We start from the raw sequence: 10,398 nt of genomic DNA, 5'->3' as shown, positions 1-10,398 counted from the left end.
ACAATCACGAGGGATGACCATGTTCTACGTGCAACGCGACATGGCAGGCCAGTTGCTTCGGGTCGAAGCCGCCGCCTTTGCCGAAGCCACGGAAACACTGCCCGCCGATCACGCCGAAGTTCTAGAGTGGTTTGCCGACGATGTGGTCGAGAACAGCCTCAAGCAGCTCAAGCAGAGCGACCTGGACATGATTCGGGTGCTGGAAGACCTGATCGACGTGCTGACCACCAAAGGCGTGATCAGCATCACCGACCTGCCGCCCGGCGCCCAGGCCAAGCTGCTCAACCGCAACACCGCCCGTGCCGCCCTCGGCGGGCTGAATAACCTGATCGACGAAGACGATCACGGCGGCCTGATCTGAATCCCGTCGGCCCTGGCAACAGGGCCGGGTTTCACGCCCAGGGTGCCGGTTCTCCCACCAGCCGGCCCTGCACGCCCTGGATCTCCATCTCCCGCAACACCTTCAACTCCCCTTCTGTTTCCACGCGCTCGGCGATCAGTGGCAGGTCGATGCTGTGGGCTGCGCGCTGCACGGCCTCGATGAAGATGCGCTTGTGTTGCTCTTCGTCGATGGCGCGGATGTAGCTGCCGTCGATCTTCAAATAGGCGAGGCCCAAATGGGCCAGGTTGCCGATCATGCTGAAGCGCCCGCCGAAGTGCTGCAGGCTCAGGCTGAAGCCTTGGGTGCGCAGGCGACGGGTCAATTGCTCCAGCACGGACTGTTCCGGCAATTGCTCTTCGGCGATTTCCAGGGTCAGCCGCGGACCAAGGACGGCGTGTTGAGCCAACAGGTCCAGGACTTTTTGCTGGCTGGCCGGATTGACGACGGTCGTCGCCGAGAGGTTGAGCGCCAGTGACTGGTCGTGGCCATGCATCTGCTTGAGGACTTTCTCCAGCATCATCAGGTCGAGCCGGGTCGCCCAGCCGAAACGCTCCAGCGCCGGCAGGAAACGGCCGGCGGCGATGGTCTCGCCCTGGTCATCGATCAGCCGCGAAAGCACCTTGTAGTGCAACACTCGGTCAAGCGCGTTGCTGTCCACCACGGGCTGGAAGAACAGCTCGAAGCGGCCCTGATTCAGTGCCTCGTCCAGCAACGAGTGCCACTGGCGATGGATATCACTGGCCTGCGTCGCCGAGCCTTGCTCCAGGCAAACCCACGATGGCTCCGGCTGGCTCTGCGCACGCGCAAGGGCCTCGTCCGCCAGCGCCAGCAGAGCCTTGGGCTCATCCCCCGGACTGAACGGTGCCAGACCGATGCACGCCGACGGGGTGACATCAGAAATGCCGCGCAAGCCGGACTCCAGCGCTTCGGCCAGCTTGATCGCATCGTCATGACTCATGCCCGGCGCCAGCACCGCGAACTCGCCACCGCGGCTGCGGGTGATCAGGTTGTTGGTTTCCGGGAAGTTGGCGCACGCGCTCTTCAACTGCTGACCGACCGCTTGCAACAACTGGTCGGTGCGATGGCCGCCAAGGCGCTGGTTCAGACCGGCAAGGTCCTGCACCCGCAATAACAGCAGATAGCCGTCGCTGGTCTCATCAAGATTGCTGACCCGGGCATTGAGCTGCATCTCGAAATAACGACGGTTGGCCAGGCCGGTGAGGCTGTCCTGATAGGACTCAATACGCAGCTTCTCGCTGCGTTCGGCCTGCTCCTTGTAGAGCGCCTTGAGCTTCTCGACCATCTGGTTCATGGCCTGGACCACCCGGCGCAGCTCGGGCGTACGCGGCAAGTCCGGCAGGCTGAGGAATTCCCGGCGAGCGATGGCGTGGGACTGCTCGACCATATAGTCCAGCGGCTTGAGCTGACGACGCAGCAACAGCGCGCCGGCCACCGCGCTCAAGCCACCGCAGAGCAGCAGCCAGCCGAGGCTGCCCAGCGCGCTCTGCCAGAGCTTGGACAACGCGAACATCGGATGGCTGACCACCTCGACCCGCGCCGCCTGCTGCCAGCCACGCATGACCATCGCATCGCCGCCCGCCGCTTCCAGCCCGATCAGCTTGATGAACCACTGCGGCACGCCGCCCGGATCAGGATCGGCATGGCGCTCGACCAGCAGCGTATTGGACGCGAGGTCCACCACGCGGATGCTGGCGTAGTAACCGCTGTCGAAGATCGAGCTGACCAGCAGCTCGACCATCGCCGGGTCATCCAGATTGGGCGTCAGCGACAGGGCCAGCGCGGTGGCGGCGTCCTGGGCGTGGGAACGCAACTGGTTGACGTACTGGCTGCGCGAGCTTTCCAGACTCACCATGAAACTGCCGCTGAAAGCGACCACCAGAAACAGGCAGATGGCGAGCAACAATTGTTTGAACAGTGACATCTGAGCTCCTCAGTAGACCGGCTCGGCAGGGAATCCTTCTGCCTGCATCTTCTTTAACAGATCCTGCCAGCGCGACAGGCGCTTGGTATCGCCCACTTTCTTGTTGCCCGCAGCGCCCGTCAGCCACAAACCTTCACCGTTGAAGGCGTATACCGGCAACAGGTCGGTACGCTGGCTGGCCGGCTTGATCGCGTCGATCAGGCTGTCGAGTACCAGGGGCATGGCGTCAGGGCTTGAATAGTAGGTCAGGACCATGTGCGCGCGGTTCTGGCGCAGGGCCTTGACGTAGGTGATGCGCAGCTTGTCCGCAGGGATGCCGAGACGGCGCAGGCTGAAATACTTGGCGATGGCGTAATCTTCACAATCCCCCGCGCCCTTGATCAGCGACTGGATTGGCGTTGCCCAGTAATCGACTTCGTGCCACAGGTCGATGTCCTCCTCGTAGCGCAGTTGCCGATTGAAGAACTGGTTGACCACCTCCAGACGTTCGGCATCGCCGAGCTGCTTTTTCGTCGCCAGCAATTGCTGCCAGGCGTCGATACGCTGCTGGCCGGCGCCCAGTGGGCCATACAGGGCCTGGGCCTTGCGGCTGATCTGGGAAAAATCCCAGTCCGCACGCAATCCGCCCAGCAGCGCCAGGCCAAGCAACAGAGCCAGCCCCACCCGGCGCATGGTCAGATAAACAGCCCAACGTATCGCCAAGACGAACGGTCCGCGAAGTCCCTGGAAAGCGCCGATGGTGACGCCTGAGCGGGGAAAAGACAATGACACCGAGCAATCACCGTGATATCAGCCAAAACGCACCCGACGGAGGGTTCGAGGCCATGCCGGAGCGGTGCTTCCCTTAAATCGAGAGTTCATTCACGATAGCACCGCGGTTCCCCACCAAGACCTCTTATCCACAGGCCGGAATAGTTCAAACCGAAGGTTTGACAAGGATCGCCTCCATTACTAGCTTGATTGGATCCAATATTGGGCAGAAGTAGCGTGGCCGGAAAATCCAAACTCCTCAACACCATCCTGGGCGACGAACAGGTACCCCCGCACCTCGCGCGAAGCGTGATCGAGGAGCGCCTGCGCGGCGCCATTCTCGACGGACGCCTGGCACCCGGCATGGCATTGCGTCAGCAAGAGCTGGCGACCCTGTTTGGCGTCAGCCGCATGCCGGTGCGCGAGGCCCTGCGCCAGCTCGAAGCGCAGGGGCTGCTCGAAGTCGTGGCGCACAAGGGTGCCGTGGTCGCTCCGCTGATCGGCGAAGACGCCGTCGAAACCTACGAACTGCGCGAGATGCTCGAAACCGAAGCGCTGCGCCAGTCCATTCCGATGCTCGACGCCAACGACATCGCCCTGGCCCGCGATTACATCCGCCAGCTTGAGAACGAAACCCGCCACTCTGAAATCGGTCGCCTGAACCGGCTGTTCCACATGACCCTGTACAGCAAGGCGCGGAGCAAGAAGCTGCTGCGCCTGATCGACAACGAGCTGTGCCAGGAAGAACGCTTCCTGCGTTTCCACCTGTCCTCGATGGGACTGGGCAAGCTGACCCAAGACGACCACAACGGCCTGGTCGACGCCGCCAACGACAAAGCCATCGAAGACGCCGTGGCGATTCTTCACCGCCACCTGAGCAATGCCCTGAAAACCATCCGCGGCTACCTCGACAAACAACCCAAGCCGTAACCCTCCCTGCCCGCCATGGGCCGCGCCAGCGGTCCTGATGCGCCTCCCGTCTCGGCGGCACCTTCCCCTGCACCACCCAATTCCATGACAGCCCGCGCGTTTGCTGCACACTCTAAGTCCAGCACGCAGCCCTGATCGGCCTTTGCATGGCCCGGTTGCGTGCTCCTCATTGACCTGCAGAAGGAGCCTCATCCCCGGGCAGGAGCCGATAACGATCAGCTGCCCCTCACATTCGAATCTGCAACATCCCACGTAAAAAAGTGCCCGGAGTGAGGCATTCACTCGCCGCATTAAAACTTTGGCCCTTTATAGCCGAGGCGGACACTCTCACCCCAATAAAACAAATAGAAGTTGTTTTAAAGAGCAACTATCAACCTTGAAAAACACGCTTTGAAATATATCCAACACCGCCTCTTGCAGAACATTGAAAAGTTGCCTTAGCTTTCGATCACCGGAGAACGCCCGGCTTACCTGGCCAACGCCACGGCCCGCGCTGCACTCGGCAACTTGCATGTCATCAACTCGTTTTCACTGGCGATTCAGTCCAGGGGATTTCTGTCACCTGAAATAACCTGCCTGGCAACTATCAAAACTATCCCGGACACCAACTTCCACGTCGCGAAGTTTAAAAAGGAACTTGCAATGAACAGGCTCGAACACCTTCTGCATGAAAAGAAAAACGAATTGGCGCGTCATCCTGTCTTCGCTGAAATCGACTCGCTGCCGGTCCTGCGCCGGTTCATGGAAACCCATGTGTTCGCCGTCTGGGATTTCATGTCCCTGACCAAGCGCCTGCAGCAGGAACTGACCTGCACCCGGCTGCCCTGGTTACCGCCCCAAGACCCCAAAGCCGCGCGCTTGATCAATGAGATCGTGCTGGGTGAAGAGTCGGATGACCGCCTGGAGCAGGGTCATTACAGCCACTTCGAGTTGTATCTGGATGCGATGCGCGAGGTCGGCGCGCGCACGCAGAGCATCGAGCGCTTTGTCCTGCTACAGCGCGACGGCCTGCACCACCGGGCCGCCCTGCATGAAGCGGGTGCCAGCGAGGCCGCCCGGCATTTTGTCGAGCAGACGCTGGATACCGCGCTCAATGCGCCCGCCCATGTCGTTGCCGCAGCGTTCCTGCATGGCCGCGAAAGCGTCATCCCGACCATGTTCCAGCGCATCCTTGACGACTGGGGCATCACCGGCAGCCACGCCCCGACGTTCCGCTATTACTTGCAACGGCACATCGAGGTCGACTCCGACGACCACGGCCCCGCTGCCGAGCAACTGCTGGCACGCCTGGTCAATGGCGACCCTCAGCGCGAACGCGAGGTCTACACCGCCGCCATCGCTGCCGTGGAGAGCCGCCTGGCATTCTGGGATCGCTTGCGGCTGTCGATGCACGCGGACATCACCGAGGCCAGCCTATGAACAGCCTCGACTACCAATCCTTCGCCGAGAGCTGGGAGAGCCGCGCCACCATCCGCACCCGGCCGCGGCGCCAGGTTGAGGACGACGAGCGGCTGATCTATCCGCTCAGCCGCCAGCCGCTGGTGCTCAGCGACACCTTTATTCGCGAATGCCCGCACCTGCGCGATTTCGCCCTGGTCCAGAGCCTCTACAAGTTCATCAACGATGTGGTGATCTTCGAGACCGAAATCGTCGACCGCACCGCCCGGGCCATCGCCAAGGACCGCTTCGCCGTGCGCTTCCCCTTCGCCTGCCGCTACGACGCCATGACCGTGGTGGTGGATGAGGACTACCACGCTCTGGTGGCCATGGACTTCATGCAGCAGACCGTCGAGCTGACCGGCATCAAGCCCATCGCCCTGCCCGCGGAAATCGAACTGAGCCGGGCCATTCCCGCCGCCCTCGCACTGGCCCCGGAGCACCTGCGCGACGCGGTGGAACTGATTTGCGTGGGCATCGCGGAAAACACCCTGACCAACGATGTTGCCGCGTTCGCCCGCGATGACAGCGTCAAACCCTCGATCAAGGGGCTGATGGCCGATCACCTGCTCGATGAAGGTCGCCATTCGACCTTCTGGGCTCGCCTGACACGCATCTACTGGAGCCAGGCACCCGAACAGGACCGAGAACACATCGCCCAGCTTCTGCCGGTGTTCATCGGCCATTACCTGACCAACGACATCCAGAAAGCCTTCGACCATCAGTTGATCGCCGCGCTCGAGGTGCCGGATCACGTGGCCTGCGCGCTGCGCGCCGAGGTGACGGCCATGGCCTGGCCGATCAATCACCAGCACCCGCTGTTGGGCAACATCCTGCGTTTTTTCAGAAGCAGCTCACTGCTCGACGCGACTTGCGTGCAACAGGCCCTGGCCGAATACCTGCCGTCAGGGAGCACGTCATGAGGCGCCTGGATATCCTGCTGGCCGGCAGGAGCCCGGCCCTTGCCCGGCTGCGCGACGAACTGGAACAGCACGGCCATACGCTGCATCACGCCATCGACACAGCGCTGCTGGAGGCATGCCCTTTTGTCACCCCGCACCTGTTGATCGAGGACGGTAGCCTGGACGTACCGGCGCTCGGGGGCTGCCCGCACCTCAGCGTGCGGGTGGCCAGCAGCAGCCTGGATGTCGACGAGCTGCCTGAGCTGGAATTGCTCTACTGGTCCGGCACCGCCAAGGCTCAACGCTTGATCGACCGGCAACCTGTGGCGAAGGAATGCTCAGGCAACGGCCAACAACTGCGTTTGACGGTTCTCGATAGCCTGCAAGAACGTGTGGCGCTGCATGTCAGCCGTTTCTCGCGTAACCCGGAGTACTTTCGCGAAGCCGCCGTTGTTCCCCCTACGCAACAACCCCATGAGCAGACGCTTTGCTGGCTGGAGCGACTGGCCTACTTCCATGTGTTCAATCGTCGCGAACATGCCTCGCTGCTGCGGGAAAGCCACACGCCGCTCATCGAGCGCCTCGAACACAGCCTACTGGTTCACGCCAGGCACCCGGCCTTGAACGTCGATGGTCAGCGCATCAGTTACGCGGCGTTGCATGCTCAAGCGCTGGCGATTCAGCAGCAATTGCTGACGCTGCTGCCGACCGCTGATCGGTACGACACGGCGCTGATCGCGATCTGCCTGCCGAAGTCGCTGGCGTTGTATGCGAGCCTTCTGGCGGTCCTCGGCTGTGCCGCCATCTACCTGCCACTGGATCCAGATACCCCGGCCGAGCGGCTGCGCTTCATTCTGAAAAACGCCAACGCAACGGTGCTGATTCATGACGGAAGTTTCCCAGCGTGTGATGAGTCAATTCCCAGACTGGACCTGAGTCACCTTCCCCCGCCGGCACCGCAACCCCTGTCCGGGCTTATGCAGCGCCGACCCAACACAGATGAACCCTGTGTCGCCATCTACACCTCCGGCACCACCGGCCAACCGAAAGGCGTGCTGCTGAGCCAAGGCAACCTCAGCCACTTCCAGGCCTGGTACGGCGACCATGTGCAACTGAGCCCACAGAGCCGGGTGCTACAGTTCTCCACGATCAACTTCGATGCCTCGTTGCTCGACATCCTCCCCACCTGGGTCTGCGGTGCCGAACTGGTGGTGCCGGATGAAAACCAGCGGCGGGATCCCGCGCGGCTGGAAGATCTAATCCACCGACAGGAAGTCAGCCACGCCTTTTTACCCCCCGCCCTACTCAGCCTGCTGAAACTGGAGGACACCAGCCTGCAGCACCTGATCACCGGCGGCGATGTGTGCGAGCCGGAGGTCATCGAGCGCCTGGCCGGGCGGTGCCACGTTCACAACATCTATGGCCCGACTGAAACCACGGTGCTGGCCACCACCCGGGTGTTCAGCGTCGGCGACAGCAACCGCGATATCGGGCTGCCGATCGCCAACACCCGCGTGTTGCTGCTCGATGAGGGGCTTGAGCCCGTCCCGCAGGATGGCGTCGGCGAGCTGTACATCAGCGGCGCCGGCGTTGGTCTGGGCTATCTGAACAATCCGCAATTGTCTGCGGAACGCTTCATCAGCCTTGAGCTACCGGGGAGTGAGTATTTGCGCCTGTACCGCACGGGCGACCTCGCTCGATGGACCGTCAACGGCATCGAAATCTGCGGGCGCCGCGACAATCAGGTGAAGATCCGTGGGTTTCGAGTTGAACCGGAAGAGATCGAACATTGCCTGCGCGCCAGTCGGCTGTTCGCTCAGGTTGCCGTGGTGATCGATGAGCAACGCCGGGTGCTGGCGTTTCTCGCGCAGCCCCGTCATCCCGATGCTGTCGAAGCGCTTCGCGCCCATGCCCGGCAGCACCTGCCCGACTACATGCGCCCCCTGCTCTATCAGGAACTTGTGCGAATGCCCTACACGAGCAACGGCAAGGTTGATCGCCGTGCGCTCTTGGCAACGCGGGTCGAGTTTTCCGGACAGCGGTCGCACGTACCCGCCGCGGACCCTCTGGAAAAACAACTGCTGGAGCTATGGAGCGAGCTGCTGGAACTGCCGCAAGAGGACATCTCGACCGACGACAGCTTCTTCAACCTGGGCGGGCATTCGATCCTGCTATCGCGGCTGTTGCTGGCACTGCGTGACCGCTTCGGTCGAGGCATCTCCATCAATCGCTTCATCGAGTCACCCACGTTGCAACGGCTGGCCAGCCTGGTCAGCGGTGAGGCGATCAACGCAAGCGCGCTCAACCCACAGGCCGTGGCCGATGCCGAACGCGAGCTGGATCTGCAGGTGCTGCCAATCGATCGATTGGGTGACCCGCACAAGGTGATCGTCACCGGGGCCAACAGCTTTCTCGGCGTGCATATCGTCGAGGCGCTGCTTTCCTGGGGCGCGACGGAGGTGGCTTGCCTGGTCCGCCGCGGCAACGGTTGTTCAGCCGAAGAGCGCTTCGCCCAGGCAGTGATCGACAACCGCATCGACGGCCTGGACTGGCGCCGGATTCGCGTTCTGGAAGCGGATCTTCGGAAACCCCGACTCGGATTGAGCGAAACGGACTACGAAGACCTGGATCTTCGCTATGGCGCGCTTGTTCACAACGCGGCGCAGGTAAACCACGTGCTCGACTACCCCGCGCTGGCGGCAGACAACGTAGAGCCGCTATTCGAATGCCTTCGCCTGTGTGAGGGGCGTAGCAAGAAGATCTTCAACTTCATCTCTACCCTTTCAGCCTGCAGCGCCCGGGATGAGCACGGGCGGGTACTGGAGCAGCCACCGGCCACGACACCTCCGCTGTACATCCGCAACGGCTACAACCTGAGCAAATGGGTGGGTGAGCGCCTTGTGGAACGGGCTCGTCAGGATGGGGTGTGGGCCAATCTCTTCCGCCCAGGGAATATCAGCTTCAACAGCCACAGCGGCGTCTGTCAGCCACTGAAGAACCGTCTGATGCTGATGCTCAAGGGTTCGCTCCAATTGGGTCAGGTGCCAGCGCTGGACCTCGAATTCGACCTGATGCCCGTGGATTTCCTTGCCCGATTCATCGGCTTTCACGTCAGTCGTTATCGCGCGGCCCAAGCGGTGTTCAACCTGCATAACCCCGAACCATTGCGCTGGGAACGCTATGTCGCGGCGTTTCGTCAGTGCGGTCGGCAATTCGAGTTCGTCAGCGTCGAGCACTGGCAGCAGCAGTTGCAGCAGATCGACCGCAACAACGCCCTGTACGACGTGCTCGGCTTCTATCTCGACGGCTTCGAGGAAGACATCGGCGACATCTCGCACATTGCCCACGCCAACGCCCGTGATGGCGTGCAACGCATGGGCGAACGCTATCCGGAGAAAAGCCCTGCACTGCTGGCGCGCGGCTGCCGGTATCTCCAGGACATCCAGTTCATCTGATCCATCCCACCCAGAGGAGCAACACCATGCAAGCACTGAAACCCGATACGCTGATTCGCAATCCACAAGGCTGCCAGGTCGTTTCGCAGGTCGATATTGCTGCGGATGCCGCGAGTGTCTGGAGCATCGTCGGTAATTTCGCCGGCTTCGCGGTATTCATTCCGGCGTTGAGTCATATCGAGATGACGGGCAGTGGCGTGCGCTCGATCCGCAAGAAGCTCTTCAAGGACAACAACTTCGTTATCGAACAACTCAACTCCCACGACGACCAGGCAATGACCATGACCTGGAGCCTGATCCATACCAGCCTCAATATCGGTAATCTATGGGCAGCCATGGAAGTGAGGGATTTGGGCAACGGCCAAAGCCGCGCAATCTGGACGATTCAAGGCGAACCCGGCGAAGGAGGGTCTGATGCGCTTCCCGCGTTTCAGGCGTTTCTGCAGGGCTTTGCGGACGACGCCATGAATAACTGAATCGCCCCTGGTTTCCTAGACACTCTCCAAGCTCAGGAAATAGCGTTTCTCATACTCTACTGGAGACAGCTGCATAGCACTGCTGTGTCGGCGTTTAGGGTTATAGAACATCTCGATGTAATCG

The 10,398-nt window shown here is 61.6% G+C and carries 10 protein-coding genes; 6 read left to right on the top strand and 4 right to left on the bottom strand.

Annotated features, from left to right (window positions below; all coding sequences use genetic code 11):
• Positions 1-19: 19 nt before the first annotated feature.
• Positions 20-361 carry a tryptophan synthase subunit beta gene (locus tag CKW37_RS30700; protein ID WP_095159894.1) on the top strand — a complete coding sequence of 114 codons (342 nt, stop codon included), beginning with the start codon at positions 20-22 and terminating at the stop codon, positions 359-361.
• A gap of 31 nt (positions 362-392) precedes the next feature.
• On the opposite strand, the gene lapD is transcribed toward CKW37_RS30700, so the two are convergent.
• Together lapD and lapG are read right to left on the bottom strand one after the other, a co-directional pair.
• Entirely contained in the window at positions 393-2,324 is a 1,932-nt protein-coding gene (gene lapD / locus CKW37_RS30695; RefSeq protein ID WP_095159856.1) for a cyclic di-GMP receptor LapD, read from the bottom strand.
• A gap of 9 nt (positions 2,325-2,333) precedes the next feature.
• Positions 2,334-3,095 (bottom strand): cysteine protease LapG, encoded by a 762-nt coding sequence (lapG, locus tag CKW37_RS30690; protein ID WP_177454505.1) that lies wholly within the window; start codon positions 3,093-3,095, stop codon positions 2,334-2,336.
• A 216-nt stretch (positions 3,096-3,311) separates the two neighbouring features.
• Here lapG and CKW37_RS30685 point away from each other — a divergent pair, with 216 nt between their 5' ends.
• Positions 3,312-4,004: a GntR family transcriptional regulator gene (locus tag CKW37_RS30685; protein ID WP_095159854.1), complete on the top strand. Its 693-nt coding sequence runs from the start codon at positions 3,312-3,314 to the stop codon at positions 4,002-4,004.
• A 327-nt stretch (positions 4,005-4,331) separates the two neighbouring features.
• On the opposite strand, the gene CKW37_RS32710 is transcribed toward CKW37_RS30685, so the two are convergent.
• Entirely contained in the window at positions 4,332-4,517 is a 186-nt protein-coding gene (locus tag CKW37_RS32710; protein ID WP_143502170.1) for a hypothetical protein, read from the bottom strand.
• 129 nt (positions 4,518-4,646) lie between these two features.
• Between CKW37_RS32710 and CKW37_RS30680 the strand changes: the two genes are divergently transcribed.
• Genes CKW37_RS30680 through CKW37_RS30665 form a run of 4 tightly spaced genes read left to right on the top strand, consistent with a single transcriptional unit; the run spans position 4,647 to position 10,274 of the window.
• Positions 4,647-5,423 (top strand): DUF3050 domain-containing protein, encoded by a 777-nt coding sequence (locus tag CKW37_RS30680; protein ID WP_095159853.1) that lies wholly within the window; start codon positions 4,647-4,649, stop codon positions 5,421-5,423.
• On the top strand, positions 5,420-6,364 hold the full coding sequence (locus tag CKW37_RS30675; RefSeq protein WP_095159852.1) for a diiron oxygenase: 945 nt from the start codon (positions 5,420-5,422) through the stop codon (positions 6,362-6,364). Before CKW37_RS30680 ends, CKW37_RS30675 begins: the two co-directional genes overlap by 4 nt.
• Positions 6,361-9,798, top strand: a complete 3,438-nt coding sequence (locus CKW37_RS30670) for an amino acid adenylation domain-containing protein (RefSeq protein WP_095159851.1) — start codon at positions 6,361-6,363, stop codon at positions 9,796-9,798. Before CKW37_RS30675 ends, CKW37_RS30670 begins: the two co-directional genes overlap by 4 nt.
• A 26-nt stretch (positions 9,799-9,824) precedes the next feature.
• Complete coding sequence (locus CKW37_RS30665) at positions 9,825-10,274, top strand: SRPBCC family protein (protein WP_095159850.1); 450 nt, start codon at positions 9,825-9,827, stop codon at positions 10,272-10,274.
• A 15-nt stretch (positions 10,275-10,289) separates the two neighbouring features.
• Here the strand turns inward: CKW37_RS30665 and CKW37_RS30660 are convergent.
• On the bottom strand, positions 10,290-10,398 hold a 109-nt coding region (locus tag CKW37_RS30660; protein ID WP_135192744.1), incomplete at its 5' end, for an IS3 family transposase.

The organism is Pseudomonas sp. Irchel 3E13, assembly GCF_900187455.1.
GTDB lineage: Bacteria > Pseudomonadota > Gammaproteobacteria > Pseudomonadales > Pseudomonadaceae > Aquipseudomonas.
This window is presented reverse-complemented; position numbering and strand designations above follow the sequence as displayed.